28 protein-coding genes and 1 tRNA gene are annotated in these 24,047 nt (G+C 66.7%); 13 read left to right on the top strand and 16 right to left on the bottom strand.

Annotated elements, in window-relative coordinates; genetic code table 11:
* The gene (locus NMQ11_RS05495) at positions 1 to 261 is read left to right on the top strand and encodes a DUF8006 family protein (RefSeq protein WP_255170404.1); all 261 of its coding nucleotides are present in this window, start codon (positions 1 to 3) and stop codon (positions 259 to 261) included.
* Positions 262 to 332: 71 nt separating this feature from the next.
* Here NMQ11_RS05495 and ahbB read toward each other — a convergent pair whose 3' ends face one another.
* Positions 333 to 1,376, bottom strand: a complete 1,044-nt coding sequence (ahbB, locus tag NMQ11_RS05490; protein WP_255170403.1) for a siroheme decarboxylase subunit beta — start codon at positions 1,374 to 1,376, stop codon at positions 333 to 335.
* A gap of 129 nt (positions 1,377 to 1,505) precedes the next feature.
* Between ahbB and NMQ11_RS05485 the strand changes: the two genes are divergently transcribed.
* The gene (locus NMQ11_RS05485) at positions 1,506 to 2,570 is read left to right on the top strand and encodes an anthranilate phosphoribosyltransferase (RefSeq protein ID WP_255170402.1); all 1,065 of its coding nucleotides are present in this window, start codon (positions 1,506 to 1,508) and stop codon (positions 2,568 to 2,570) included.
* 13 nt (positions 2,571 to 2,583) lie between these two features.
* On the opposite strand, the gene NMQ11_RS05480 is transcribed toward NMQ11_RS05485, so the two are convergent.
* Positions 2,584 to 3,558, bottom strand: coding sequence for a succinylglutamate desuccinylase/aspartoacylase family protein (locus NMQ11_RS05480; protein ID WP_255170401.1), 975 nt, complete (start codon positions 3,556 to 3,558; stop codon positions 2,584 to 2,586).
* A gap of 134 nt (positions 3,559 to 3,692) precedes the next feature.
* On the opposite strand from NMQ11_RS05480, the gene NMQ11_RS05475 reads away from it, so the two are divergent.
* The 4 genes from NMQ11_RS05475 to NMQ11_RS05460 all read left to right on the top strand — a co-directional run bounded on the left by NMQ11_RS05475 (position 3,693) and on the right by NMQ11_RS05460 (position 5,511).
* Complete coding sequence (locus NMQ11_RS05475; RefSeq protein WP_255170400.1) at positions 3,693 to 4,214, top strand: peptidylprolyl isomerase; 522 nt, start codon at positions 3,693 to 3,695, stop codon at positions 4,212 to 4,214.
* Positions 4,215 to 4,590: 376 nt separating this feature from the next.
* Positions 4,591 to 4,932, top strand: a complete 342-nt coding sequence (locus NMQ11_RS05470; RefSeq protein WP_255170399.1) for a ferredoxin — start codon at positions 4,591 to 4,593, stop codon at positions 4,930 to 4,932.
* A 57-nt stretch (positions 4,933 to 4,989) separates the two neighbouring features.
* Positions 4,990 to 5,073, top strand: a tRNA-Leu gene (locus tag NMQ11_RS05465).
* A gap of 195 nt (positions 5,074 to 5,268) precedes the next feature.
* Positions 5,269 to 5,511 carry a hypothetical protein gene (locus NMQ11_RS05460; RefSeq protein WP_255170398.1) on the top strand — a complete coding sequence of 81 codons (243 nt, stop codon included), beginning with the start codon at positions 5,269 to 5,271 and terminating at the stop codon, positions 5,509 to 5,511.
* A 28-nt stretch (positions 5,512 to 5,539) separates the two neighbouring features.
* Here NMQ11_RS05460 and NMQ11_RS05455 read toward each other — a convergent pair whose 3' ends face one another.
* Positions 5,540 to 7,015 carry an aldehyde dehydrogenase family protein gene (locus NMQ11_RS05455; protein WP_255170397.1) on the bottom strand — a complete coding sequence of 492 codons (1,476 nt, stop codon included), beginning with the start codon at positions 7,013 to 7,015 and terminating at the stop codon, positions 5,540 to 5,542.
* Between the two features lie 107 nt (positions 7,016 to 7,122).
* Between NMQ11_RS05455 and NMQ11_RS05450 the strand changes: the two genes are divergently transcribed.
* On the top strand, positions 7,123 to 7,593 hold the full coding sequence (locus tag NMQ11_RS05450; RefSeq protein WP_255170396.1) for a GNAT family N-acetyltransferase: 471 nt from the start codon (positions 7,123 to 7,125) through the stop codon (positions 7,591 to 7,593).
* An 18-nt stretch (positions 7,594 to 7,611) separates the two neighbouring features.
* On the opposite strand, the gene nadC is transcribed toward NMQ11_RS05450, so the two are convergent.
* The 3 genes from nadC to nadA are packed head-to-tail and all read right to left on the bottom strand — an operon-like array spanning position 7,612 to position 11,142.
* On the bottom strand, positions 7,612 to 8,436 hold the full coding sequence (gene nadC, locus NMQ11_RS05445; RefSeq protein WP_255170395.1) for a carboxylating nicotinate-nucleotide diphosphorylase: 825 nt from the start codon (positions 8,434 to 8,436) through the stop codon (positions 7,612 to 7,614).
* A complete protein-coding gene (locus tag NMQ11_RS05440) occupies positions 8,436 to 10,007 on the bottom strand; it encodes an L-aspartate oxidase (RefSeq protein ID WP_255170394.1) in 1,572 nt (523 codons plus the stop codon). Before NMQ11_RS05440 ends, nadC begins: the two co-directional genes overlap by 1 nt.
* A gap of 1 nt (position 10,008) precedes the next feature.
* Positions 10,009 to 11,142, bottom strand: a complete 1,134-nt coding sequence (gene nadA, locus NMQ11_RS05435) for a quinolinate synthase NadA (protein WP_255170393.1) — start codon at positions 11,140 to 11,142, stop codon at positions 10,009 to 10,011.
* A 182-nt stretch (positions 11,143 to 11,324) separates the two neighbouring features.
* On the opposite strand from nadA, the gene gfo6 reads away from it, so the two are divergent.
* Positions 11,325 to 12,395, top strand: coding sequence for a D-xylose 1-dehydrogenase Gfo6 (gene gfo6, locus NMQ11_RS05430; RefSeq protein ID WP_255170392.1), 1,071 nt, complete (start codon positions 11,325 to 11,327; stop codon positions 12,393 to 12,395).
* 1 nt (position 12,396) lies between these two features.
* On the opposite strand, the gene NMQ11_RS05425 is transcribed toward gfo6, so the two are convergent.
* Together NMQ11_RS05425 and NMQ11_RS05420 are read right to left on the bottom strand one after the other, a co-directional pair.
* Positions 12,397 to 13,239 (bottom strand): beta-keto acid cleavage family enzyme, encoded by an 843-nt coding sequence (locus tag NMQ11_RS05425; RefSeq protein ID WP_255170391.1) that lies wholly within the window; start codon positions 13,237 to 13,239, stop codon positions 12,397 to 12,399.
* Positions 13,240 to 13,461, bottom strand: a complete 222-nt coding sequence (locus NMQ11_RS05420; RefSeq protein WP_255170390.1) for a hypothetical protein — start codon at positions 13,459 to 13,461, stop codon at positions 13,240 to 13,242.
* Positions 13,462 to 13,556: 95 nt separating this feature from the next.
* On the opposite strand from NMQ11_RS05420, the gene NMQ11_RS05415 reads away from it, so the two are divergent.
* A complete protein-coding gene (locus tag NMQ11_RS05415; protein ID WP_255170389.1) occupies positions 13,557 to 14,321 on the top strand; it encodes a creatininase family protein in 765 nt (254 codons plus the stop codon).
* A gap of 173 nt (positions 14,322 to 14,494) precedes the next feature.
* Here NMQ11_RS05415 and NMQ11_RS05410 read toward each other — a convergent pair whose 3' ends face one another.
* The 3 genes from NMQ11_RS05410 to NMQ11_RS05400 all read right to left on the bottom strand — a co-directional run bounded on the left by NMQ11_RS05410 (position 14,495) and on the right by NMQ11_RS05400 (position 17,632).
* Positions 14,495 to 15,313 (bottom strand): ABC transporter permease, encoded by an 819-nt coding sequence (locus NMQ11_RS05410; protein WP_255170388.1) that lies wholly within the window; start codon positions 15,311 to 15,313, stop codon positions 14,495 to 14,497.
* Positions 15,313 to 15,990 (bottom strand): ABC transporter ATP-binding protein, encoded by a 678-nt coding sequence (locus NMQ11_RS05405; RefSeq protein WP_255170387.1) that lies wholly within the window; start codon positions 15,988 to 15,990, stop codon positions 15,313 to 15,315. Before NMQ11_RS05405 ends, NMQ11_RS05410 begins: the two co-directional genes overlap by 1 nt.
* A gap of 121 nt (positions 15,991 to 16,111) precedes the next feature.
* A complete protein-coding gene (locus NMQ11_RS05400) occupies positions 16,112 to 17,632 on the bottom strand; it encodes a chromate transporter (RefSeq protein WP_255170386.1) in 1,521 nt (506 codons plus the stop codon).
* Positions 17,633 to 17,770: 138 nt separating this feature from the next.
* Here NMQ11_RS05400 and NMQ11_RS05395 point away from each other — a divergent pair, with 138 nt between their 5' ends.
* Positions 17,771 to 18,139 carry a winged helix-turn-helix transcriptional regulator gene (locus NMQ11_RS05395; RefSeq protein WP_255170385.1) on the top strand — a complete coding sequence of 123 codons (369 nt, stop codon included), beginning with the start codon at positions 17,771 to 17,773 and terminating at the stop codon, positions 18,137 to 18,139.
* Between the two features lie 303 nt (positions 18,140 to 18,442).
* Here NMQ11_RS05395 and NMQ11_RS05390 read toward each other — a convergent pair whose 3' ends face one another.
* Together NMQ11_RS05390 and NMQ11_RS05385 are read right to left on the bottom strand one after the other, a co-directional pair.
* Positions 18,443 to 20,005, bottom strand: coding sequence for an amidohydrolase (locus NMQ11_RS05390; RefSeq protein WP_255170384.1), 1,563 nt, complete (start codon positions 20,003 to 20,005; stop codon positions 18,443 to 18,445).
* Positions 20,006 to 20,120: 115 nt separating this feature from the next.
* A complete protein-coding gene (locus NMQ11_RS05385; protein ID WP_255170383.1) occupies positions 20,121 to 20,306 on the bottom strand; it encodes a hypothetical protein in 186 nt (61 codons plus the stop codon).
* Between the two features lie 127 nt (positions 20,307 to 20,433).
* On the opposite strand from NMQ11_RS05385, the gene NMQ11_RS05380 reads away from it, so the two are divergent.
* Together NMQ11_RS05380 and NMQ11_RS05375 are read left to right on the top strand one after the other, a co-directional pair.
* Positions 20,434 to 21,738: a hydroxymethylglutaryl-CoA reductase gene (locus NMQ11_RS05380; protein WP_255170382.1), complete on the top strand. Its 1,305-nt coding sequence runs from the start codon at positions 20,434 to 20,436 to the stop codon at positions 21,736 to 21,738.
* 109 nt (positions 21,739 to 21,847) lie between these two features.
* Positions 21,848 to 21,976, top strand: coding sequence for a hypothetical protein (locus tag NMQ11_RS05375; protein WP_255170381.1), 129 nt, complete (start codon positions 21,848 to 21,850; stop codon positions 21,974 to 21,976).
* Here NMQ11_RS05375 and NMQ11_RS05370 read toward each other — a convergent pair.
* Together NMQ11_RS05370 and NMQ11_RS05365 are read right to left on the bottom strand one after the other, a co-directional pair.
* The gene (locus NMQ11_RS05370; RefSeq protein ID WP_255170380.1) at positions 21,973 to 22,329 is read right to left on the bottom strand and encodes a hypothetical protein; all 357 of its coding nucleotides are present in this window, start codon (positions 22,327 to 22,329) and stop codon (positions 21,973 to 21,975) included. The two genes, NMQ11_RS05375 and NMQ11_RS05370, sit on opposite strands and share 4 nt — an antisense overlap.
* Before the next feature lie 71 nt (positions 22,330 to 22,400).
* A complete protein-coding gene (locus tag NMQ11_RS05365) occupies positions 22,401 to 22,925 on the bottom strand; it encodes a DUF5817 domain-containing protein (protein WP_255170379.1) in 525 nt (174 codons plus the stop codon).
* A gap of 158 nt (positions 22,926 to 23,083) precedes the next feature.
* Here NMQ11_RS05365 and NMQ11_RS05360 point away from each other — a divergent pair, with 158 nt between their 5' ends.
* The gene (locus NMQ11_RS05360) at positions 23,084 to 23,422 is read left to right on the top strand and encodes a cupin domain-containing protein (protein WP_255170378.1); all 339 of its coding nucleotides are present in this window, start codon (positions 23,084 to 23,086) and stop codon (positions 23,420 to 23,422) included.
* A 40-nt stretch (positions 23,423 to 23,462) separates the two neighbouring features.
* On the opposite strand, the gene NMQ11_RS05355 is transcribed toward NMQ11_RS05360, so the two are convergent.
* A complete protein-coding gene (locus NMQ11_RS05355) occupies positions 23,463 to 23,996 on the bottom strand; it encodes a DUF7509 family protein (protein WP_255170377.1) in 534 nt (177 codons plus the stop codon).
* Between the last annotated feature and the right edge of the window lie 51 nt (positions 23,997 to 24,047).

Here is a 24,047-nt window from a genome sequence, read left to right as displayed (position 1 = left end):
ATGATCGAGGTACCTCTCCAGACGATCGACAACATTCTACTCGAGATGCACCTGGGGCACATCCTGCTCGGCGGACTCGTGCTCGCGGTCCTGGGATCGCTGCCGCTGAAGTCGATGAAGATCCTCGGCCTCAACGTCATACTGTTCGGAACGATCTTCCTGCTGGCGCCGGTGTCGATGACCGGCGACAACATCATGTATCGACTGATCGGCGTCGGACTGATCGTCATCGGTCCGATGCTGTACGTTCTCGGCCGGTAACCGAGCGAGCGTTCGATCTCCCTGTCTGTTTCTCACGCGGCGGTTTCGTCACTGCGTTCCTTCGCCGTCCGTTACTCGCCGCCGACGATCTCGTCGTAGCGCGCGCCGGTCTGTTTCAGCGTCTCCGTCGAGTAGAGCCGCTCGTGTGCAACGGGCAGGTAGTCGGCGGCCAGTTCGTCGATCTTTTCGTCGACTGTCTCCGGGTCGCGCCCGTGGATCATCGTAAAGAGGTTGTACGGCCACTCCTGGTCGGGTCGGCGCGGTCGGTGATAGCAGAGGGTGACGTACGGCAGCGAGCCCGCCCGCTCGCCCCACTCGTCGAGGCGGTCGTCGGGAACGTCCCAGACGACCATACAGTTGGCGTCGAAGCCGGTCACGACGTGGTTGACGATACAGCCGATGCGCTTGATGCAGCCGTCGCCCTGCAGTCGGGAGATCGCCTCGAGCACCTCGCTCGCGTCTGCACCGAGGCCCTCCGCGAGGTCGCGGTAGGGTGTCTTCGTGAGCGGAAACCCGTCCTGGATCTCGAGCAGTAGTTCGGCGTCGAATTCGGAGAGGTCGCCCGCGGCGTCCTCGCTGATGCGGGTGGCGGAGGCGTCGGTGTCGGCCTCGAGGGATTCTCTCGCAAATCGGTCGGCGTTGACGACCGGAAACTCGAGGTCGATGTAGTAATCCGTGAGCATCGGCAGGACGAGGACGTCACAGCCGGTCTGGTCCTCGATCTCCTCGAGAATTCGGTCGCGCGTATCGCGCGAACCGGCGGTGACGACGAACCACATGTTCCACTCGTGGTCGCGCCGGTAGTTGTGATTGACCTGCCGGTAGCCGTTGATCACCTCGGCGATCTCCTCGAACCGGTCATCGGGGGCCTGGACGGCGGCCAGCGTCGAGGAGCCGATCACCGGCGGGTTGAGGACGGCGCCGAAGCGCCGGAAGACGCCGTTCTCGCGTAACGTCATGACGCGATCGAACGCCTCGTCCTCGCTGACTCCCAGCTCGTCACCCACGGTTCGGAACGGGCGTTCTTCGATCGGGAAGCCGCTCTGGTAGCCGTCGATGATCGCGGCGTCGATATCGTCGATCCCCTCGCGCCAGTCGCCCGACAGGCTGCTCATTGGGGGGCAGTAGGGAGAGGCGGAAGGAATCGCTTTCGGGTCCGTCGCGGACGGTTGTCGACGACGTCTCGAGTCGCCAGCGCCGCCGGAAACGGGACGCTTTTGCGCCCGCCGACCCAACCCCCGCTCATGGCGCAGGCAACCCAGGAGTTCGGCGAGTGGCCGCTGAAACGCCTGATGACGGAGGTCGTCGGCTCGGGACACAAGTCCGCCGACGACATGACCCGCGAGCAGGCCCGCGAAGCGTTCCAACGCATTCTGGCGGGGGAACCGGATCACACCACGCTGGGGGCGTTCTGGCTCGCGAACCGCTGGAAGCGCAACAACGCCGAGGAGCTGGCGGCGTACGCCGACGTGATGCGCGAGGAGTCGGTGATCACCGCGGAACCCGACTGCGACCCCGTCGACTGCGGGGCGAACTACGACGGCAAGCACACCACGGCGGTCCTCGGCGTCGGCGCAGGACTGGTCGCCGCCGCCGCCGGCACGCCGGTCGTCACCCACTCCGGCGACCGGGTCCCCACCCAGAAGGCGTGTGCGTACAAGCACGTCTTAGACGAACTCGGCGTCCGGACCGACCTCGAGCCCGACGAATCGGCCGACATGGTCGACGAGACCGGATTCGGGTTCTACTACCAGCCCAATTTCAACCCCGGCATCCACGCGCTGTGGGACCGGCGCGACCAGATGGGGGTCCGGACGTTCGTCAACACCATCGAGACGGTGGCGAACCCGGCGAACGCCGACGTTCACCTCGGCTCCTTCTACCACCTCGCGTTCGCGAAGAAGGTGAGCGACCTCGTCGCCGAGAGCGAGCAGTTGCCGTTCTCGCGGGTCGTCATGTTCCAGGGGATGGAGGGGTACGACGACATCCGGCCGGGCTATACGAAGGTCGCCGAGTGGTCCCCCGAGTCCTTCGAGGACTACGAGATCGAAACCGCCGAGTTCGGCATGGATCTCGAGAGCGAGGACCTCGCAGTCGACGACCTCGAGGCCGATTCGGCGGCGATCACCGAGGCCGTCCTCGCGGACGAGCGCGAGGACGGCTTCGCCGACGCCATCGCGCTCAACGGCGCGTTCCGGATGTACGTCAACCGCGATGTCGACAGCCTGGAGGCGGGTCTCGAGCGCGCTCGCGAGGTCATTACCGACGGGAGCGCCGAAGCGGTGCTCGAGGAACTCCGAGCGTTCTGAGGCCGTTTTTTCGTTACTCCTCGCGGACCAACGCGACGCTCGCCAGTTTGGCGCCCGCCGTCACGGTCGCCTCCTGGGTGAGCGCGTAGAGGATCCCCTCGCGGTCCGTCTCGGCTTCGTGGAGCGGTTCGTACGTCGTCGGGTGGTAGACGGTGCCGACGTGGAGTCCTTCGGGGACGAACTGCCCCATCTCGAGGTCGGGGTTCGCCCGGAACAGCCCCGACTCTCTCGCCGTGACCTTCCCGAGGTGGTTGCGCGCGAGCGTCTGTTCGCGCGTCGTCACCTCGCCGGGGAGCATCTCGAGGTGGCGAAGCACGTCGAGCAGGCCGTCGACGCCCTCCTCGACGACGTCCTCGACGATCTGCTTGTTGTAGGCGAGTTCGGGCGTGATCGACGGAATCCCCTCCGTTGCGGCGGCCACCCGAAGCTTGCCGTCGAAGCTGCGCCTGTGCCACTCCTCGGGGGCGTCGTCGTTGGCCTCCTCCGAGAGCAGCAGGTCGGTGCCGAACGCCTCGGCGAGGCCCCGCGAGTCGGCGTCGCCCTCGAGGAAGACGACGTGGGGCCACATGTCGGGGCTGCCGGTGTGGAGGTCGACCAGCGCGTCGGCGCCCTCGACGTACTCCCAGAGCGCGGCAGCCATCCGCTCGTGGAGACTCCCGCCGTCGTCGCCGGGCCAGACGCGGTTCATGTTCGGGTTGACGCTGTCGATGATCTCCGGGGTGGTGTAGGAGACGTGATCGAAGGTGAGCGGATCCGCGACGGGGACGGCGATCACGGTGCCGGAAAGCGACTCGAGCGGGAGCCGGTCGTGAAAGCGCCGGAGCACTTCGGTGCCGTTTACCTCGCGGCCGTGCTGGGCGGCCTGGACGTACAGCGCCGGGCCGTCCTCGCCCCCGTCGTAGGTGTGAACCGTCGTCGAGATCGAGACGCCCGAGGGCAGCCGGGCGAGCTCGAGGTCCTCTGCGGTGTGCGTTCCCGATGGTGACATTGTCGTCTCTGGGGTTCGACAGGCCCGCTAATGAAACCCCGGCAGGCGGCAGCTCGTCACCGGATCGACCGTCGCGCCCGCCGGCGACGGGAGAGACCACCATCGTTTTCACGTCCCTCCTCGTCGGCCACCCTATGGGTAATCCGACTGCCACCCTGCACACCAGCGAGGGCGACATCGAGGTCGAACTGTTCGAAGAGCGCGCGCCGCGGACGGTCGGCAACTTCATCGGGCTCGCGACGGGCGAGCGCGAGTGGACCGATCCCGAGTCCGGCGACCGCATCACCGACGAGCCGCTGTACGACGACGTGCTCTTCCACCGCGTCATCGAGGGCTTCATGATCCAGGGCGGGGACCCGACCGGAACCGGCCGCGGCGGCCCCGGCTACCAGTTCGACGACGAGTTCCACGACGAACTCACCCACGACAGTGAGGGCATCCTTTCGATGGCCAACTCCGGGCCGAACACGAACGGCTCGCAGTTCTTCATCACCCTCGACGCGACGCCCCACCTCGACGGTCGCCACTCGGTCTTCGGCGAAGTGGTCGACGGGATGGACGTCGTCCGCGAGATCGGCTCCGTCGAGACCGGGCCGAACGACCGCCCGACGGAGGACGTCGTCCTCGAGTCGGTCACCGTCCACCGGGACGAGTAACGCCGCTGGCCCGCTCTTTCGCGGCCGATCGCGATAGAAATCTTCATAGGGTGGTATCGTAAACAGTACCATCACCTGACACGAGTCAGGGGCGGAGGGAACGCGAGAGCCGATGGGGGTCGGCTACGCGCGGATTCGCTTCGTCTACGGGGACGAGAGTCTGGGTAGGCAACCACACGCCGACCGCACACGCAGGTCGGTCGGAGGCAACGACTCTTCGCGGTCGTCGTTTCGAACGGCGACCGGCGCTCGGCGGCGAACTGCCGGACGGCAGTCGACGAGACACACCACCATCGAATCCGAAACGGCGTCGCCGCCGTTCACCTCGTCTCGAGGACCGTAACGTGAAAGAGCGGTCGAGACCGATAGTCGAACGATGAGTGACGGCATTCAGCGGCCGAGCGACGTCGGCTCGAGCGGTAGCGACGCGCCGCCGGTCGAGGAGAAACCGTACAAGATCATCTTCGAGGCGAACAAGTGCTTCGGCGCTGGCAAGTGCGCGGAGGTCGCCGACAACTGGGAGATGGATCTCGGGACCGGCCTCGCGCGTGCGAACTCCTACTTCATCGGCGAGGACGAACTCGAGGAGAACGTCCGCGCGGCGGAGGTCTGCCCGGCGAAGAAAGATCAGGGCTGTATTCACGTCGTCGACCGCCGAACCGACGAGGAGATCGCACCGAACCCACACGGCGACGGGACGTTGAGCGTCGACTGGTAGCCGAGCGACACCGAAACGCACAACCCCACGGGGTGGCTACCCTCGAGTGCATTCTGTGCGAGGGTAGCCAAGCAGGCCAACGGCGGTGGGCTTAAGACCCGCTCCCGTAGGGGTCCGAGGGTTCAAATCCCTTCCCTCGCATGCTACCGCGAACACACGTGAGCGGTAGCTGCGAGACGGAGGGATGTGAATGAGGCCGAGGTTCTGCGAGCGTAGCGAGCAGATTCTCGGACGCGGTTCAAATCCCTTCCCTCGCCCCGTACTCTCACGCAGTACCGTAGACCTCGAGTGTGCAGGTCCACTCGTTATCGACCTGGGCCTCCTCTCTCGAGTGAGATGGACGATTCGAGTCGCACCCCGTCGCGAATCGGCGAGAACCGACTGGCCGCGGCCGTCGCGGTCGGTTCGCTGGCGGTGGTGATCGCCCTCGCCGTGCTCTACTGGACGAGCGTCCTCGAGGTCGTCGTTCCTCCCGGAGGGCCGGCGGCGGACTCGCTTCCGCTCTACGGCCTGTTCGCCGTCGCCCTGATCGGCCTCGTCATCTGGGGCTGGAGTCGCCTGCTCTCGTTTTTCGAGTGAATCCGCCGCGAAACCGGGCTGCGACCGATCAGAACGGGTACTCCCGGGGCTCGCGCTGGACCGAGATCCACTTCGTCGTCGTGAGTTCCTCGAGGATCTCCTCGGCGTTGTACCGACCGAGGCCGGACTGTTTCGTTCCACCGAAGGCGACGTGGGGCTCGTCGTTGAGCGGCTGGTCGTTGATGTGGACCATCCCCGTTTCGATGCCGTCGGCGATCCGACGGGCCTGTTCGAGGTCTTCCGAGTGCACGGAGCCGGAGAGGCCGTGGATCGTGTCGTTCGCCAGTTCGATCGCCTCCTCGTCGCTCGAGTAGGGGATCACCGGTGCGACGGGACCGAAGTGCTCGTTGCAAGCGGCGGCCATCTCGTTGTCCACGCCCGAGAGCACCGTCGGTTCGATCACGAGACCGTCGTGGTCGCCGCCGGTCTCGAGGGTCGCACCCGCGTCGACGGTCTCCTCGACGTACTCGAGGATCTGATCGCGCTGGGCCTCGTCGATGATCGGACCGATGACCGTCTCCTCGTCGGTCGGATCGCCCGCCGGGAGCGACTCGGCGCGGTCGGCGAGCGTACTCACGTAGCCGTCGTACAGCGACTCGTGAACGAGGTGGCGGTTGATCGAGATGCAGGCCTGCCCGGAGTGCAGAAACGAGCCGAAGACGCCGCCGTCGACGGCGCGCTCTACGTCGGCGTTTTCGGTAACGACGTGGACGTTGTTGCCGCCGAGTTCGAGCGCCGGCAGCGCGCAGTTCCCAGCGGCCTGCTTCGCGACCTGCTGGCCGATCTCCGTCGAGCCCGTAAACGCCAGCACGCGCGGGGTTTCGTGGCCCGCGACGGCGTCGCCGACGTCGGAGCCGTTGCCGGTGACGACGTTGAGGACGCCGTCGGGGAGCCCCGCCTCCTCGAAGATCTTTGCGAGCAGGAGTCCCCCGGTTATCGGCGTGTTCGATGCGGGTTTGAGGACGACGGCGTTACCGGCGGCGATCGCGGGGGCGACGGCACGCATCGAGAGGTGAAACGGGAAGTTCCACGGCGAGATGACGCCCACGACGCCGACCGGAACCCGCTCGACGACGTTCTCTTTCCCGGGAACGATCGAGTCGTCGTGCTCGCCGGCCATCCGGAACGGGTAGCTCGCCGCCTGCTGCATCATCCCTTTCGCGGTCTGGAGTTCGGCGACGCCCTTGACGCGCGTGCTTCCGGACTCGAGGGCGAGCAACTCGAGGACCTCCTCCCAGTGCTCGCCGAGGGACTCGAGCGCCGAGTTGACGATACTGGCCCGCCGCTGGGGTGGCTGGGTCGCCCACTCGGACTGTGCCTCGGCGGCGCTCTCGTAGGCCGCGTCGACGTCGTCTGCCGTCCCCGCGGGCACGGTCGCGATCTCCTCGCGCGTGTAGGGATTCTCGACGCCGATCGTCTCCCGCTCGCCGGCGTCGATCCACGCTCCGTCGAGAAAGAGCGCGTTCCAGCCCGATTCCGGCGTCAGTGGTAGCTGGTCGGTCATGCGGGCGTGCTACTATCCCGAGTTGAAAAATGGGAACACCCGCAGGTGCAACCTCGCTCGGGCGGGAACCGTCGGGGTTTTTCTCGACGGCTTCGAACCGAAAGACCGTGACCGCCGAAATACGGATCCGTCCCGCAACGTCCGGGGACGCCCTCGACATCGCCGCCCTCTACCGCGGTGCCTACGAGAGCGCCGCCGCGCTCGGCTTTCCCTCGCGGATGACCGAAATCGACGCGGAAACGGTCGGAGAGTGGCTCGCGAACGACTCGACGACGCTCGTCGCCCTCGACGACGAGCGGCTGATCGGGACGGTTCGCCTGCTTTACGAGCGCGATGAGCCGTACCTCGAGCGGCTGGCGGTCGACCCCGACAGGCAGGGATCGGGCGTCGGCAGGCGGTTGATGGATCGAATCGAAGCGGTCGCCCGCGAGAAGGAGTACGACTGTATTCAGCTCACGACGTTCGACGACCACCCGTTCCTGCTCGAGTGGTACGAACAGCGGGGGTACGAGCGGACGAAACGCCACGAGCGGCCGGAACGGCCGTACGATTTCGTCTCGATGGAGAAACCGCTGTAACTCCGCTCTCGAGTCGGCTTAGGGCTCGCCCGTGTACAGCGAAACGTCGAGCGACGGCGCCGAGTGGGTGAGCGATCCCATCGAGATGACGTCGACGCCCGTCGCCGCGTACTCCGGAACCGCCTCGAGCCCGATCCCCCCACTCGCTTCCGTTAACACGTCCTCGTGGCCCGCTTCCTCGAGCGCCGCCACGGCTTCCCGAACCGCCGCGGGCGCCATGTTGTCGAGCATGACGATATCGGCCCCCGCCGCTGCGGCCTGCGGCGCGTCCGCGACGGACTCCACCTCGACTTCGATCTTCGTCGCGAAGGAAACCCGCTCGCGGAAGTGCGAGATCGCCCCCTCGAGACCCATCTCGGCGACGTGGTTGTCCTTCACCATCACCATGTGTGAGAGATCGAGCCGGTGGGTGTCGCCGCCGCCCGCGACGACGGCGCGTTTCTCTATGCCCCGCAGGCCGGGCGTGGTCTTTCGCGTTGCTGCGATCCGCACCTCGTCGCGCTCCGCGCGGGCGGCCGCGACGGCCTCGGCGGTACTCGTTGCGACCCCCGAGGCGTGGCCGACGAGATTGACGGCGACGCGTTCCCCGCGCAGAAGGGTGCGTGCGGGCCCCTCGAGGACGAGTAGTTCGTCGCCGGGGTCGACGCGGGTGCCGCCGTCGACCGCCTCGAGTACGTCGGCTCCGAGGTAGTCGAAGACGGCTGTTGCGGCCTCGAGACCCGCCGCGGTTCCTGTCTCCTTTGCGACGAGGCGGCCGGTCGTCTCGCCGGGCACCTGGTTCGTCACGTCGTGGTGACCGACGTCCTCGGACAGCCAGCGCTCGATCTGGGTGGTCGTGAGCATCAGTCGTCGGCCCTCGGCTCTGCCTCGGTTGGGGTGCGGTCCTCCGCGACGACGTAGTGACAGCCCCTCGAGTCGGGGTTCTCGCTCGCCGCGCGAGCGATCAGCAGCGCCGTCACGCAGGCGTTTCGGAGCTCGTAGAGGCTACGGGACGTGCGAGTCCGGGTGTAGGCGTCGACCTCGCCTTTGAGCCGCCGGAGGACGGCCCCGGCGCGGGCGACGTCGTCGGGGTCGCGCCGGAGTCCGAGGTACTCGTCCATGGTCCGTCGAAGCCGGACGAACTTCTCCGCGGCGAAGCGCGCGGGCAGGTCCGGATCGCTGTTCAGCAGGCCGGGCGTCTCGACGGGGTCCGGTTCGCCGGCGCTCGCGGCGTCCTCGCCCGCCCGGAGCCCCCAGACGAGTCCCTCGAGCAAGCTCGTACTCGCCAACCGGTTCGCGCCGTGGACCCCCGTTCGAGAGCACTCGCCGACGGCGTACAGCCGGTCCAGGCTCGTCCGCCCCCGGTCGTCGACGGCGACGCCGCCACAGAGGAAGTGTTCACAGGGTGCGACCGGAATTTCGTCGCCCTCGAGCCCACGGTCGCGACATTTCTCGGCGAGCGCGGGGAACTCGTCTTCGAACGCGATCGGGCGCACGTCGAGGACGACCTCGCCGGTGGCCTCGCGTTCGTCGCTTACGGCGCGGGCGACGACGTCCCGCGGTGCGAGTTCGGCGTCCGCGTGGTAGTTGGGCATGAACCGCTCGCCGCGGGCGTTTCGAAGCAACGCGCCCTCACCGCGCAGCGCCTCCGAGAGCAAGAACGTCTCGTCCCGCGCCGGGGATTTGTCACCCCGGGCGTCGCTCCCTGCGTAGGCCGTCGGGTGAAACTGCACGTACTCGAGGTCGGCCACGTCCGCGCCGGCCAGCGCAGCCATCGCGATGCCGTCGCCGGTCGCGCCCTCGGGGTTCGTCGAGCGGCTGTAGAGCCCGCCGATGCCGCCGGTCGCGAGCACCGTCGCGCCCGCGTAGATCGGGTGGCCGCCGGCGGTCTCGTCAGTGAGAACGCCGTGGACGCGCCCCTCGTGAGTGAGTAGCTCGAGTGCGGCCGTGTCCTCACGGATTTCGACGCGCTCGTGGGCGTCGAGATGGCTGAGGAACGGGCGCAGAATGTGCGTGCCCGTCGCCGCGTCGACGTGGAGGATTCGCGACTCGGAGTGGGCGGCTTCCCTGGCGTAGTCGAACTCGTCGCCGTCGGCGTCGAAGCCGATCTCGAGGGTCTCGAGCAGCACGTCTTCGACCGCCTCGTCGGCGTTTTCGACGAGGGTGTCGACGGCCTCGGGGTCTGCGGTGTGATCGCTGGCCGCGAGGACGTCCCGTTTCAGCGAAGCCGGGTCGTCTCGTGTGGTCGAGATGCCGCCCTGGGCCCAGTCGGTGCTCGCGCCGTCGGGCCGGGCGGCCTTGGTGAGCACGAGCACGTCCGAACCCCCGCGGGCGGCCGCCAGGGCCGCCGCACAGCCGGCGATACCCGAGCCGACGACGAGCACGTCGGCGGTTTCCCCGTCCTCTGGTGTAGTTGTGGTGTCGTCGCCGACCATCTCAGACCTCCAGCATCCGCTCGAGGGCGACTTTCGCGAGTTCCTTCTCGCCGGGGGCGACCTCGATGACGTTGCGCTCGCGGCCGGCGGCGAGTTCCTCGAGCACCCAGGTGAGGTAGTTCGGGTCGATCTGGCGCATCGCGTTACAGTCCATGCAGGCGTCCCCACAGAGGGGAAGCACGTTCACCTCGGGGTGCCAGCGCGCGAGGTGCTCGGTGAGGTGGATCTCGGTGCCGATCGCCCAGGTCTCGCCGGGGGCTGCCTCCTCTACCGTCCGGCAGATGTCGGCGGTCGAGCCCGCCCTGTCGGCGGCTTCGACGACCTCGCGGCGACACTCTGGGTGGACGATCACCTTCGCGTCCGGATTCTCCTCGCGAACCGCCTTGACGTGGTCGACCCGGAACCGCTCGTGGACCTGGCAGTAGCCGTCCCAGAGGATGATGTCGCTCTCGGCGACTGCCTCGGGATCCTTCCCGTCGGGATCCCACGGGTCCCACGTCGCGATCCGGTCGTCCATTCCCAGCCGGTGGGCGGTGTTCTCGCCGAGGTGTTTGTCGGGCAAAAAGAGCACTTTGTCGCCGCGCTCGAACGCCCACTCGAAGGCGCGGTGGGCGTTCGAGGAGGTACAGACCAGCCCGCCCTGTTCGGCGCAGAACGCCTTCAGGTCGGCGTAGGAGTTCATGTACGTGATCGGGATGATCTCGGCATCGGGTGCGGCCGCGGTGATCTCCGCCCAGGCGGCGTCGACCTGTAAGGCCTCGGCCATCCCCGCCATCGGACACGACGCCTCCATACTCGGGAGGATCACGGTCTGGTCGTCGTCCGTGATGATGTCCGCGGACTCGGCCATGAACGTCACGCCGCCGAAGATCACGTACTCGGCCTCGGCGTTCGCAGCCTCTTTCGAGAGCTGGTAGGAGTCACCGACGAAATCCGCGTGCTCGACGATTTCCCGACGCTGGTAGTTGTGACCCAGGATCACCACGTCGTCGCCCAGTTCCTCGAGCGCGGTCTCGATGCGTTCCGTTCGCTCGGCTTCATCGAGTTCCCGATACCTCGGTGGTAACTGCTCGAGGTGGTCGTACTTGAACAGACTCAGATCGGTTTCCAGCTCCGAAGTTTCCATCTTGACCATTTCCGATACCTGTGATAGTATACGTTCACTACCAATCATTGAAAAGATTTTATCTTCACTCCTTGAGCTGGTTCGCCGGATGACTTCGGACGCCGTCCGATGACTTCCCCGATCTTCACGGCAGGCTGATCGTCCGAAACGACCGAACGGGGAACTTAGCCAGTTCCTGTCGTAGAACGCACATGGCACTCGAGGACTACTTCAGGAACTTCACACGGCGAGACTGGCAGCGGGAGTCGATCGACGAGCGGATCCGACTCGCCGTCGTCGGCGTCGGCGGCTTCGCCCGTGATCGAGCGCTCCCCGGCATTCGGGCGGGGTCGTACTGCGAGACGACCGTGCTGGTCAGCGGCTCTCCCGAACGAGCGAACCGGACCGCCGCGACGTTCGACGTCGACTACGTCATCGACTACGACGCCTTTCTCGATGGAGAGTGCGGCGATTGCTACGATGCGGTGTACATCGCCGCACCCAATGCTCTCCACGGAAGATACGCCACGAACGCGGCCGGCCGGGGAAAACACGTCATCTGCGAGAAACCCCTCGAGATCACCGTCGACCGGGCACGGGAGGTGATCGACGCCTGCGAGGACGCCGGCGTCACGCTGATGACCGCCTACCGGCTGCAGACGGAGCCGACGGTACGCCGGACCCGCGAGATGGTTCAAGACGGGCTGATCGGTGACGTCGTTCAGGTCCACGGTGGCTTTTCGAATCCGCTGCTCGAGTACGCCGACGCCGACTCGTGGCGTCTCGACCCCGATCTCGCCGGCGGCGGTGCGCTGGTCGACCTCGGCGTCTACCCGCTGAACACGATTCGGTTCTTACTCGAGTGCGATTCGGTTTCGGTGTACGCTGGGACGCACTCGAGCGGCCCGCCGTTCGACCGCGTCGACGAACACGTCGCCTTCCAACTCGAGTACCCGACCGGCGCGACCGCTTCGTGTACGGCGAGTTTCGACGCCCACGCGAACAGCCAGCTCGAACTCGTCGGCACCGACGGGATGATCCGGATCGCCTCGCCGTTCGGCGGGGTCGTCCCCCACGACATGGTGATCGAGAGCGGCGACATGCGCATGGAGTACACCGGCGCGCCGACCGACGAAGTGCGTGAGGAGTTCGATTACTTCGGCTACTGCGTGCTGACCGACACCGAACCGGAACCCGACGGCGAAGACGGCGTCACCGATCTTCGCGCTATCGAGGCCGCCTACGAGTCCGCCGAGAGTGGAGAACGGGTCGCCCTCGAGTGACTCACAGGCCGAGGATCTCCCTGGCCTGCGACGGCGCTGCCACCTCCCGACCGAGTTCCGCCGCAATCCGGGCCGTCCGCTCGACGAGCTGGGCGTTGCTTTCGGCGGGTTCACCCCGCCGGTAGTAGACGTTGTCTTCGAGGCCTACACGGACGTGGCCGCCCAATACCAGCCCTATCGTCGTCAGCGGCAGCTGATGCGGACCGAACCCAAGGGTGTTGAAAAGCGCGTTCTCGGGCAGGTTCTCGACCGCGTTGAGCAGGTTCCGCGGGTGTGACGGCGAGAGCGTGCCGCCGCCGAAGATCAGCGTCGCGTAGACCGGATCGGCGAGGTCGCGCCGGTCGAGCAGTCCCAGCACTTCGTTCAGGTGGCCGTCGTTGAACACCTCGAGTTCGGGTTTGATCCCCCGCTCCACCATTTCGTCGTACAGGTCATCAACCATCCCGCGTGTGTTTTCGCTCGTCAGGTGGTCGTAGCGGTTGAGCGGCCCCATATCCAGCGAGGCCATCTCCGGCGCGGGGTCGGTGTAGAGGGGGTGGCGGCGGGCCTCGAGCGGCGCCCCCGTCCCGCCGGTCGAGTGCTGGATTATCACGTCGTCGGTGCGGTCGCGGACCGCGTCGGTGACCTCCTGGAACCGCTCGGTCGAGAAGGCGCGCTCGCCGGTGTCTTTCCGAGCATGGAGGTGGACGACGGCGGCGCCAGCGGCCTCGGCCTTCGCGGCGGCCCGACCGATCTCCGTCGGCGTCTCCGGCAGGTTTGGGTTCGCCTCTTTCCCGTGAACGCCGCCGGTGAGCGCCGCGGTGATGATGACGGGCTCACCGGCGAGGTAGTCCTCGTAGGCCATCTACGCTCCCCCGCCGTCGCCCCGGCCGTCGGCTTCCGCCCTCCCGCCCTCGTGGGCCAGGTAGATTTCACAGTCTCGGGTGTGCTCGAGGGCGAACCGGTCGTTGCAGATGTCGGCGCGCATCGGCTGGACGAACTCCCCGGCGGCGGTACAGTAGGCCCGGGCGACGTCGAAGGTCTTCCCGTCGCCGGCGTCGCGGTACTCGAGGTACGGACAGGTCATACACCGGGTACGGCCGCCCGGGTCAAAGTCGTTGGTTCGCTCGAGGGGATGGCCGCGAGCATAAACGCCTTTGAGCGGGAGCGAGACCACGGGGTATGGCGAACTCGAACCCGGAGAACGTGGAACTCGAGACGTACACCTGGCCGGAGGTCGAGGCGGCCCTCGAAGAGGGGACGAAAACGGCGGTCGTCGGCGTCGGCTCGGTCGAACAGCACGGCCCCCACCTCCCGCTGATCATGGACACCCTCGCGGGCGACGAGCTCGCCCGCCGGATCGCCGCAGAACTCGGCGACGCGGTGGCCGCGCCGACGATCCGGCCCGGTTGTTCGGGCCACCACATGGCCTTTCCCGGGACGATCACGATTCCCGCCGAGACGCTGATGGACCTGATTCGCGCCTACTGTCGATCCCTCGACGAACACGGCTTCGAGCACATCGTCCTCGTGCCGACTCACGGCGGGAACTTCGCACCGGTCGACACCGTGGTCCCCGAAATCGCCCGCGAGATCGACGCGACCGTGATCGCACTCACCGACTTAGAGGAGAAGATGGGGCTGATGAACGAGGCGATGGCCGAAGCCGGCGTGGAGTACGAGGAGCCGGTGGTCCACGCGGGGGCCGTCGAGACGGCGATCGTTCTCGCGGTGAACGAGGGGCTCGTCCGCACCGACGAACTCGAGGTCGGCCACGAGGGACCGGTCTCGGTGACGCGGCTGCTCAGCGACGGCTTCGACGCGATCTCGGAGAACGGCGTGCTCGGCGATCCGCGGGAGGGGACCGCCGAGGCGGGGGAGGCGATCCTCGAGAAAATTACCGAGGCGTACGTCGAGCGGATCGAGTCGGAGCGAGAGGCTGTTTGAGCCGAGGGGGACTCGAGTCGGGCGGTACTGTTGGAAATAATAGATTGGTAACATGTGTCTGTGACCGTGCGGAATAGAAAGCGCGAATGTGGCACGAGTCTGAGCGCAATCAACGCGGTGGGCCGAACGTTCAGTACAGGAGAGCGATGTCACACGTCACCTGTGACAGAGGGTCAACTACTCGAGTCCGTCTCGACGCGGCGCAACTGTTCGGCGTCGGTGAAGACGTACTTCCCGATTAACAGGCTGCTGGTCATACTCGTCAACCCGCCGGCGGCGAAGATCATCGCCATGATGACGAACTGATAGAGTGCAGCGTAGATCGGGTTTTCGCCCGCGAGGATCATCCCGGCCATGATCCCCGGAATCCAGACCCATCCCAGACTCTTCAGTGAGTCGATCACCGGGATAAGCGACGCCTGGACCCCCGTCTCGACGTGCCGAGAGATGACGGCCGTTGGCGGTGCACCGAGCGCCAGTCCCGCTTCGATCTCCGCCCGGTTCGATGCGATTTCGCTTTTGAACCGATCCAGGGCGAGCGAGTTGATCTGCATCGCGTTCGCGATGATCATACTTCCGACGGGGACGAGGTTTCGAACCGTCGCCTCGATCGCGCCGGCGAGCGTCATCGTGACGATCACGAGCCCCGATCCGAAGACGATCGCAAAGAACGACACCCGGACGACGCCCGGCAACCCTTCGCCGCGGTTCTTCGAAATCCACGTCGCGCCGATCATCATGCCCAGCAGAATGACGCCGCTCCAGACGAAGTCCACCGTCAGCAACACGCCGACGATCGATCCCATGGCGACGATCTGGACCAACCCCCGGACGAGGGCGACGCCGAGTTCGCGCTCGAGGGTCAGCCCGCGAAGGTGAGAGAGGCCGACCACGAGCGCGGCGAGGACGGCCGCGACGGCGACCTGTGCGAGCCCCGTGAGGAGCACGGGATCGGCGAACTGCTCGAGGAACTCCGCGAGGACGGCATCCATCAGGCCAACACCTCGTCGACCGGACCGACGCGGTCGACGCGCCCGTCCCGAAGGACCAGAACGCGGTCACCCATCCGTCGCGCCTGATCCTCGTCGTGAGTGACCATCACGACGGTGAGATCGAGCTCACGAATGAGCTCGACGAGAAGCGCCTCTACGCGCGCTTCCGCCGTCGAATCGAGGTGGGAGGTCGGTTCGTCGAGTAAGAGGACGTCGGGGTCGTTCAGCAGGGTACGGGCGATCGCGACGCGCTGTTTCTCGCCGCCCGAGAGCTCTTCGACGTCGCGGCCCTCGTAGCCGGTAAGTCCGAGGCGCTCGAGCAGTTCCGCGAGGTGCGTCTCGTCGATCGCCTCGTCTCTGAGCAGCGGGCCGCGAGCGACGTTCTCGAAGACGGTTCCAGGGACGAGCGCGGGGTCCTGCGGAACGAGCCCGACGCGTTTACGGAGATCTCTCGGGGGCAAGTCCCGGTAGTCCTCCCCATCGAGCAACACCGTCCCCTCGGTGGGCTCGTCGAGGCGGTTGAGCAGCCTGAGGAACGACGACTTCCCGGCTCCCGACGGACCGACGACGACCAGAACGGTCGATTCGGGGATCGACACTGAGACGTCCTCGAGGATGCGGTCGCCGTCGACGACTCGCCCGAGAGTTCGCGTCTCGAGTGTTGGAGTCGGTGTCATTGTCGATACAGACACTGGCTCGCTCGAGCGGGAAGTGGGAATCGATCGGTTACACGCGGAGAGGGAGACCGATCGTACGAGCGCAGACGGGAAATCCCGTGAGTCCGGGGGAGACGTCCGATCACGCGAGCAACACGAGATGGTAGAACAGCCCAGCGGCCATCGCCATGGCGAGCGTTCGGAGCATTCCCTGCTTGAACCGAAAGATCAGTACGAACGAGCCGACGACGATTACCAGTGCAGCGACGTCGAGCGTCTCGAAGAAGGGAACGAGGAGGTCCATCCCGTACCCGTCGTACGTCCAGTGATCCTCGAAGAGGACGTGCAGGCCGAACCAGGCGGCGAGGTTGAGAATAATACCGACGACGGCGGCGGTGATCCCCGACAGGGCTGCCGTTAGTGATTCTTTTCCGCGGAGATACTCGATATACGGCGCGCCGAGGAAGATGAAGAGGAAGCAGGGAACGAACGTCACCCAGGTGACGACGACCGAACCCAGGATGCCGGCGACGAGCGGATCGAGCATCCCCGGATTTCTGTAGGCACCCATGAAGCCGACGAACTGGACGACCTGCACGAGCGGGCCGGGCGTCGTCTCGGCCATCCCCAGGCCGTCGATCATCTCGCCCGGCTCGAGCCAGCCGTAGGTCGCGACGGCCTCCTGTGCGATATAGGCGAGCACGGCGTACGCGCCGCCGAAGGTGACGACCGCCACCTGGCTGAAGAAGATCCCTTCCTGCGTGAAGATGTGGCCGGCGCCAAGGACGAGGTAGAGGCCCACCAACGGGCCGAACCAGAGCGACCCCCAGAAGGCGGCGACGCGAACGGCCCGCCACGTCGAGGGTCGTTCGTGGTCTGCGACGATTTCGTCCGAGATGACGGTCTCGGTTTCGCTCTCGTCGCTGGCGACTGGTTCGCCCTGATCGTCCAGGATCGATTCACTCTCCTTGTCGAGCGTTTCAACCGCTTCTGCTCCTTCGTAATCCTCGTCATCATTGGAGCCGTGGCCCGTGATGACGGTGAACACCTCCGGGGCGTACCGATGACCGAAGAAACCGACGAGCCCCGCGGCGAGAATGATGATCGGGAACAGGATGTCGAAGACGAAGATTCCGATGAACGCCCCCGCGGCGATGGCGACCATCGCCGCGTTTGCCAGCGCTCGAGAGCCAATTCTGAGCAGGGCCTCGACGACGATTGCGAGGACGGCAGCCTGAAGACCGAAAAAGATTGCCTCGACAGTCGTCACCTCCCTGAACTCCGCGTAGAGGATGCTGAGTACGAGGATCGAGACGAATCCGGGGAGGATAAACAGCGTTCCAGCGACGATCCCGCCTTTTGTTTTGTGCAACAGCCAGCCGATGTACGTCGCGAGCTGTTGTGCTTCCGGTCCTGGGAGCAACATCGTGTAGTTCATCGCGTGGAGGAAGCGACGTTCGCTGATCCAGCGCTTCTGTGAGACGAGCAGTTTGTGCATCACGCCGATCTGTCCGGCGGGACCGCCGAAGCTGTAGGCGGCGACCTGTACCCAGACCCAGAACGCCTCGCGGAACGACACGTCGTGATTCGGGCCCGAGATGGCGTCCTCGTTCGACGGGCTCGTCTCAGTCGGTTCGTTCGAGTGAACCGAATCGTCTGTCATCCACTGCTGATCGACTGCGGACCGGGTTATAGGATCGAGTCCTCCGGTCGACAGTCGGTTCGGGAGCCGACAGCCGCTTCGCGTTGCCAAAGCGACGGGTGGAAAACAGGTATACTTCCGGCCGCTCTGAATCACTGTATGGACTCTACTGGATGCGGGTGTGGCTGTGACGAGCCGGAAATCACCTACTACGAGCCGCTCATCGGCACGCTCGAACTCCTCGCGAACAAGTACGCGCTCGAAACGATCAGCGTCATCGACTCTCACGGCCCGATGCGGTTTGCGACCCTCGAGGCCCACCTCCCCGAGGCGAGCAGTTCGACGCTCTCGAACAGACTACACGAACTCGTCGACGAGGGGCTGGCGACGAGAACGCAGTACGACGAGGTGCCCCAGCGCGTCGAGTACGAACTCACCGACCGCGGGCACGAACTCCAGGCTGTATTGGAACCGCTGCTCGAGTGGGCGTCGACCCACGAGATTCCCGCACAGCTCCACGAGAGTTGACCCAGTTGACCGCCCACTCGTTAATATGCAGGTCTGCTGCTCGGTTGATTCAGCGCAGTTCAACTGGAACAGACGAAGTCCGTTTGCTGCATTCATCCTCAGGGCCCTGCTTAGACGCCTGAATTCAGGGGGTTGAATCCTCGATGGCCCGTTCGATGTTTCGGACCGCGGATTTCATGACCCGACACTAGATTCAGAGGCGTCACCCTTTCCGAACTCGACTGTCTAAACAAGACCCATCCGCAGTATTCAGCACAACTTTCCTACCAATCTACAACCAGTTCAACAAAGCCTGTCGGGCGACTATCGGCCGTCGTAGACGACTTCACCGTCGACCAGCGTCAGCGCGACGTCGATCTCGTCGATTCGATCCGCCTCCCAGGGCGACTCCTCGAGCACCACCAGATCCGCCTTCTTCCCCACTTCGACGGTGCCCAGCCGATCCTCGTCGAAGCCGGCGTAGGCCGCCCCGTGCGTGTAGGCCCGGAGCGCCTCCGTCACCGAGAGCCGCTGGGCCTCGGTTGGCGCGGTGACGGCGTAGTGAATCCCGAGCAGCGGGTCCAGCGGCATGCAGTCCGAGCCGAACGCGAGCGGGACGCCCGCCTCGAGCAGCGTCCGCAGCCGGTTCGTCCGCGCGCTGCGCTCGGTTCCGAGGCGCTGGTCGTAGAGGCCCCCCTCCTGGGCCCACTGGTGGAAGTTCGGCTGCACTGAGGCGACGATCCCGCCCTCGGCCATCCGCTCGATCCCCTCGTCGGTCGCGAGTTCGGCGTGTTCGACCCGGTGGCGCGCGGACTCGAGGTTCGGCGTCTCCTCGAAGACGGCGACCGTCTCCTCGATCGCTTCGTCGCCGATGGCGTGGACCGTGAGCTGCAAGTCCGCCGCGGTCGCCGTCCCCGCGATCTCGGCGAGTTCGTCGGGGTCGACGACCCACTGACCGCGGCCGTCGTCGCCTCCGTTGTCTCCGCCGTCCGCGGCCTGCGGGGCGTCCGCGTACGCCTCGAACAGCTTCGCCGTCCGGCCGCCGAAGCTCCCGTCGGTGAAGGACTTGATCGCCCCCGTTCGGACGAACTCGCTGCCGGCATCGGTCGCGAGACCGACGTCGAGGACGCTCTCGAGGTGGTCCGCCCAGTAATCCAGCCGCACTCGAATATCGAGGTCGCCCTCGGCCTCGAGGTCGCGGTACACCCGCGGGGCGTGGGACTCGCGGACCTTGTCGTGGACGCCCGTCACCCCCAGACTCGTCGCGTGGTCGATCGCCGCGGTGACGAGTTCGCGGGTTTCCGCGTAGTCGGGTTCGACGGCGTTCCAGACCGCCTCGGTCGCCTCCTCGACGACCACGCCAGTCGGCTCGCCGCCCGCCGTTTCGACGTCGTGATCCGGCATCGCCTCGAGCAGGCGCTCGAGTGCGACCGAGTTCAGCGAGGCGGTGTGCATGTCGACGCGCATGGCGACCACGGGCCGGTCCTCGCTCACACGGTCGAGATCTTCGCGGGTCAGATACCGATTTTCGTCCCACTCGCTCTCGTCGTAGCCGAACCCGAGGAGCCACTCGCGATCGCTTTCGGCTTGTTCGCGGAGAGCGTCGACGGCCCCCTCGGGCCCGTCGACGCTCGAGAGGTCCGCGTGGACGAGGTACTGCCCCAGGTTCTCCATGTGCGTGTGGGCGTCGATAAAGCCCGGCAGGACGACCCGTCCCTCACAGTCGATGACGTCGGTCTCGACGCCCTCGAGGAACTCGATCTCGTAGTCGCGGTCGACGCGGACGATCTCGCCGTCGCGGACGGCGACGGCTTCGGCGGTATCGTCCGGATCGGCGAGCGTGTGGACCTCCGCGTTTACGAGCAGGCGGTCGGCGGCTTCGGTCATGCGAGAGAGCGCGCGGGCGAGCGCCAAAATCGTTGGGAAAGCGGGTCGGCGGTGGCGGTGCTGGCCTGCGGATTCGAGTACGGCGTGCCGTCCGCGCCGCGTGACCGCGGCCGACTCACTCGCGCTCTGTGCTCTCGAGTCGTCGCTCGTACTCTCGAACGTCGGACTCGTAGGCCCACACGGCGCTGACGCCGGCGCCGACGACCAGTCCCGCGAGCAGTCCGACCAGCCCGCCGACGGCCGCACCGGCGTACGCGCCCAGCGCCGCGGCGCCGACGACGACCAGGTCCTTGTAGTCCATGCGACCCGTACTGTCTCCGAAACCTTATAACACCCTGATAGGTTTGTTACCGCGGGCTCGTTACCGGATCGAGATCCCGGCGCACGAATCAGCAACCCTTAGGAACCGCCGCTGTGACCGCACGAGTATGACTGACGCCGACGCCCTCGTCGACCGGGTACGAGACGGCGAGTTACGCCTGCACGAACTCGAGGAGCACGCCGACCACGACACGGCCGCGACGGCCCGCCGCCGGCTGCTCGAGGACGAGACCGACGCCGGCCTCGAGACCGTCGGCGACTACGCCTTCGACGCCGTCGAAGCCGAGTCGGCCATCGAGAACATGATCGGCGCCGCTCAGGTGCCGATGGGCGTCGTCGGGCCGGTCGTCGTCAACGACGGCGGACGCGGGGATGACGGCGCGGACGGCGACGACGCGAACGCTGGCGGGGCCGCCAGCGGCGAGTACTACCTTCCGCTTGCGACCACCGAGGGTGCCCTGCTCGCCTCCGTCAACCGTGGGCTGTCGGTGATCCGCTCGGCCGGCGGGGCCGACGCCAGGGTCACGAAGTCGGGGATGACCCGCGCCCCCGTCTTCCGCGTTCAGGGGGTTGCCGAAGCGGCGGAGACCGTCGAGTGGGTCGAGTCGAACCTCGAGAGCCTGCGCGAGGCCGCAGAGGAAACGACGAGCCACGGCGAACTGCTGGGCGTCGAGCCCTACGTCGTCGGCGATTCGGTCTACCTCCGGTTCGCCTACGACACCAAGGACGCGATGGGGATGAACATGGCCACCATCGCCACCGGGAAAGCCTGCGAGGTCGTCGAGAGCGAGACGCCCGCGGACCTGGTCGCCCTCTCGGGGAACCTCTGTTCGGACAAGAAACCCGCCGCGATCAACGCCGTCGAGGGTCGCGGCCGGTCGGTGACCGCGGACGTCATGATCCCCGGCGAGATCGTCGAGGAGCGCCTCCACACGACCGCGGCGGCGATCGCCGAGGCCAACACGCGAAAGAACCTAATCGGCAGCGCCAAGGCGGGGAGCCTGGGATTCAACGCCCACGCCGCGAACGTCGTCGGCGCGGCCTTCCTCGCGACCGGCCAGGACGAGGCCCAGGTCGTCGAGGGGGCCAACGCGATCACGACGATGGACGTCCGCCCGCGCGACGGGGCGGGCGACGACGAGGGCGGGGCCGAATCGGGCTCCGGCGACCTCTACGCGAGCGTCTCGCTGGCCTCACTCGAGGTCGGCACCGTCGGCGGCGGCACCAAACTGCCGACCCAGTCCGAGGCGCTCGAGGTGCTCGGCCTTCGCGGCGGCGGCGACCCCGCGGGGAGCAACGCCGACGCGCTGGCGGAAGTGATCGCCGTCGGCGCGCTCGCCGGCGAACTCTCGCTTCTGGCCGCACTGGCCTCGAGACACCTCGCGAGCGCCCACGAGGACCTCGGCCGGTAGCGCGCGACCACTTTCACTTTCACTCCGCGGTGTTGGCAATGGTATTTGACCCGGTGGCCGGTAGCCATTGGTGCGTCCGTTCGGCGAGCACCGGCGGACGCGCCATCCCATGTCGTCCGATTGCCCCGACCCCTCGCTCGAGTCGCATCGCGCGTACCAGTACCTGCTGCTGGTCGAGTTACTGCTGACGATCTGTACGCTGGCGCTGTCGATCGCGGCCGCGGCGGGGCTCGTCTAGTCCGCCCGTGCCGGCGCATCGGCGTCGCGCGCTCTGAGCGTGGCGACCGCGATGTACGAGCCGGCCGCGACGAGGACGACGAGTCCGAACACCATCAGGAGGGGGGTGTCCTGGAGGACGAGCACGAGGCCGAGTGCGGCACCGCCGTGGGCCACTCCGAGGTCGCGGCGGCCGTACGCGCCGTGGAGGAGCGCCACGGCGAGGAACGTGGCGGCGAACACCCACGTCGCCGCCGTGGTCGCCTCGAGGCCGAACACCGTCTCGCTGACGAACGAGCCGTAGAGCAACGCTCCGAGCGCGAGCAGGCCGCCGAGGCCGATCGCCGTTCCCTGTACGTCCACCGTTTCGTCCATCTGAATGATGTTTCGGTCGCCGGGTGAAAACTGTGCCGCTGTCGGCGCTGGGCGCGTCGCCGGCCGGCCGCTCACAGTCGCCGGTACCGCCCGCCGCTCTCGCTGACCTCGCCGCTTCGAACGAGCTTTTCGAGCGCCGCCTCGGCGTAGCCCGCGTCGACGCCCCGCTCGCCGGCGTACTCGACGACCTCGGCCTCGGTGGGTCGCTCGAGGTCCGCGAGCGCCGCCTCGACGATCTCCCGCTTGCTCCCGCTCCGGGTCGGCTGGCGGGGGTCGCGCTCGGCGGCGGCGTCGACTTTCTCGACGTCGAGGCCCGACGCCTCGAGGTACTCCGCGTCGTCGACGACGCCGTCTTCGACCTGCGACTCGAGCTCGGCGAACGAGTCCACCTTCGCGAACGCATCGCCGTGGCCCTGGCGGTTGGCGAGCATCGAGGCGCGGACCTCGCGGGCGTGGTCGGCGTCGTCGGTCTCGACGAACTTCTTTCGCTTCTCATAGGCCCTACGCGAGCCACAGCGGGGACACTGGGTGGTCGCGGAGCGCCCCTCGATGAGCCAGAGGTTCGCACAGTCAGAGCAGCCGACGACTGCGTACATACCCGTCTCTGGGCGCGGTTCGTAGTTTAACCTTCGGCAACCGGACCGGAACTGGTCGGGCGGTCGGGACCCCGAGTTCTGGTGGGTCTCTCGCCCCGACGTACCGCAGGGGTTGCCACCGCACCAATTCTTAGGTGTGTCGGCTGCGTTCACGACCCATGGAACGGATCGCACTCGAGGATCTCGAGCCCTCGGAAGCCGCCGACGGCGTCCACCTGGCCCTGATGGCGGGAACCGAATCGATGAACGTCCAGCACTTCGAGATCGAACCGGGCGCGCGGGTCGACGAGCACAGCCACCCCCACGAGCAGACCGGGTTCATCTACGAGGGGGAACTGACCTTCCTCACGGACGGCGAAGAAATCGTCTGCGGCCCCGGCGATTCGTACGGACTCCCGGGTGATCAGCCCCACGCGGCGGAGAACCGCGGCGACGAGGTTGTACGCGGCGTGGACATCTTCAGCCCGCCGCGGGAGAATCCGAGCTGGCAGGAGTAGTCGTTGGGGGTCAGTGCACACCCGGTCACGACTACTATCGCTACTCGAGTCGGGGTAGGTCGCCGGTCGACTCCCGACTGACGACGTTCCCGACGAACTCCTTCGCTCGCAGGAGGAGTTCGTCCGCGTCCGCGTACGCGTACACCGTCGCGTCCCAGCGCCGGGTCACGCCCCCGAGCATCGCGCTTCGGACCCCCTCCTCGTGGATCAGCACGATTCGCTCGGCGCGGTTCGTGTCGTCGGACTGGTAGATGTCCTCGAGCACCGAGCCGACCTCGACGCCGACGCCCAGATTGTCGCCGTCGAAGGGCAACACGAAGACGACCGCGTTGCTCGCGCGGGCGAACGCGATGCTCTGGGTGGCGGCGTCGACCTCCTCGAGCGGGATCTCCGGGTCGACCGCGAGGAAGGCGTTGACGCCGGATTCGGTCCGCAAACGGTCGCGAACCGTCACGAGGAGGTCGAACAGCGCCTCGTTCTCGTCGGGGCCGGTCGACTTGTACGGTCCCATGACGTAGACGAGGAACTCGTGGCGGGGGACGGGGGCGAGTTCGTCGAGCAACCGGTCGCGCATACGGCGAGTCACGGACGGCTGGTATTTAAATTGTAGCCCTTTCAGCGATCA

It is taken from the genome of Natrononativus amylolyticus (genome assembly GCF_024362525.1).
GTDB lineage: Archaea > Halobacteriota > Halobacteria > Halobacteriales > Natrialbaceae > Natrononativus > Natrononativus amylolyticus.
This window is presented reverse-complemented; position numbering and strand designations above follow the sequence as displayed.

What these genes read in the sequence shown, in the direction of transcription:
- ahbB (WP_255170403.1), bottom strand. Translation starts at nt 1,376, where the DNA reads ATGAGCAGCCTGTCGGGCGACTGGCGCGAGGGGATCGACGATATCGAC.
- NMQ11_RS05415 (WP_255170389.1), top strand. Translation starts at nt 13,557, where the DNA reads ATGGCGAACTCGAACCCGGAGAACGTGGAACTCGAGACGTACACCTGG.
- NMQ11_RS05405 (WP_255170387.1), bottom strand. Translation starts at nt 15,990, where the DNA reads ATGACACCGACTCCAACACTCGAGACGCGAACTCTCGGGCGAGTCGTC.
- NMQ11_RS05375 (WP_255170381.1), top strand. Translation starts at nt 21,848, where the DNA reads ATGTCGTCCGATTGCCCCGACCCCTCGCTCGAGTCGCATCGCGCGTAC.
- NMQ11_RS05485 (WP_255170402.1), top strand. Translation starts at nt 1,506, where the DNA reads ATGGCGCAGGCAACCCAGGAGTTCGGCGAGTGGCCGCTGAAACGCCTG.
- NMQ11_RS05385 (WP_255170383.1), bottom strand. Translation starts at nt 20,306, where the DNA reads ATGGACTACAAGGACCTGGTCGTCGTCGGCGCCGCGGCGCTGGGCGCG.
- NMQ11_RS05355 (WP_255170377.1), bottom strand. Translation starts at nt 23,996, where the DNA reads ATGCGCGACCGGTTGCTCGACGAACTCGCCCCCGTCCCCCGCCACGAG.
- NMQ11_RS05365 (WP_255170379.1), bottom strand. Translation starts at nt 22,925, where the DNA reads ATGTACGCAGTCGTCGGCTGCTCTGACTGTGCGAACCTCTGGCTCATC.
- NMQ11_RS05400 (WP_255170386.1), bottom strand. Translation starts at nt 17,632, where the DNA reads ATGACAGACGATTCGGTTCACTCGAACGAACCGACTGAGACGAGCCCG.
- NMQ11_RS05370 (WP_255170380.1), bottom strand. Translation starts at nt 22,329, where the DNA reads ATGGACGAAACGGTGGACGTACAGGGAACGGCGATCGGCCTCGGCGGC.
- NMQ11_RS05440 (WP_255170394.1), bottom strand. Translation starts at nt 10,007, where the DNA reads ATGGTCGGCGACGACACCACAACTACACCAGAGGACGGGGAAACCGCC.
- NMQ11_RS05460 (WP_255170398.1), top strand. Translation starts at nt 5,269, where the DNA reads ATGGACGATTCGAGTCGCACCCCGTCGCGAATCGGCGAGAACCGACTG.
- nadA (WP_255170393.1), bottom strand. Translation starts at nt 11,142, where the DNA reads ATGGTCAAGATGGAAACTTCGGAGCTGGAAACCGATCTGAGTCTGTTC.
- NMQ11_RS05480 (WP_255170401.1), bottom strand. Translation starts at nt 3,558, where the DNA reads ATGTCACCATCGGGAACGCACACCGCAGAGGACCTCGAGCTCGCCCGG.
- NMQ11_RS05495 (WP_255170404.1), top strand. Translation starts at nt 1, where the DNA reads ATGATCGAGGTACCTCTCCAGACGATCGACAACATTCTACTCGAGATG.
- NMQ11_RS05475 (WP_255170400.1), top strand. Translation starts at nt 3,693, where the DNA reads ATGGGTAATCCGACTGCCACCCTGCACACCAGCGAGGGCGACATCGAG.
- NMQ11_RS05395 (WP_255170385.1), top strand. Translation starts at nt 17,771, where the DNA reads ATGGACTCTACTGGATGCGGGTGTGGCTGTGACGAGCCGGAAATCACC.
- NMQ11_RS05390 (WP_255170384.1), bottom strand. Translation starts at nt 20,005, where the DNA reads ATGACCGAAGCCGCCGACCGCCTGCTCGTAAACGCGGAGGTCCACACG.
- gfo6 (WP_255170392.1), top strand. Translation starts at nt 11,325, where the DNA reads ATGGCACTCGAGGACTACTTCAGGAACTTCACACGGCGAGACTGGCAG.
- nadC (WP_255170395.1), bottom strand. Translation starts at nt 8,436, where the DNA reads ATGCTCACGACCACCCAGATCGAGCGCTGGCTGTCCGAGGACGTCGGT.
- NMQ11_RS05410 (WP_255170388.1), bottom strand. Translation starts at nt 15,313, where the DNA reads ATGGATGCCGTCCTCGCGGAGTTCCTCGAGCAGTTCGCCGATCCCGTG.
- NMQ11_RS05455 (WP_255170397.1), bottom strand. Translation starts at nt 7,015, where the DNA reads ATGACCGACCAGCTACCACTGACGCCGGAATCGGGCTGGAACGCGCTC.
- NMQ11_RS05470 (WP_255170399.1), top strand. Translation starts at nt 4,591, where the DNA reads ATGAGTGACGGCATTCAGCGGCCGAGCGACGTCGGCTCGAGCGGTAGC.
- NMQ11_RS05360 (WP_255170378.1), top strand. Translation starts at nt 23,084, where the DNA reads ATGGAACGGATCGCACTCGAGGATCTCGAGCCCTCGGAAGCCGCCGAC.
- NMQ11_RS05425 (WP_255170391.1), bottom strand. Translation starts at nt 13,239, where the DNA reads ATGGCCTACGAGGACTACCTCGCCGGTGAGCCCGTCATCATCACCGCG.
- NMQ11_RS05420 (WP_255170390.1), bottom strand. Translation starts at nt 13,461, where the DNA reads ATGACCTGTCCGTACCTCGAGTACCGCGACGCCGGCGACGGGAAGACC.
- NMQ11_RS05380 (WP_255170382.1), top strand. Translation starts at nt 20,434, where the DNA reads ATGACTGACGCCGACGCCCTCGTCGACCGGGTACGAGACGGCGAGTTA.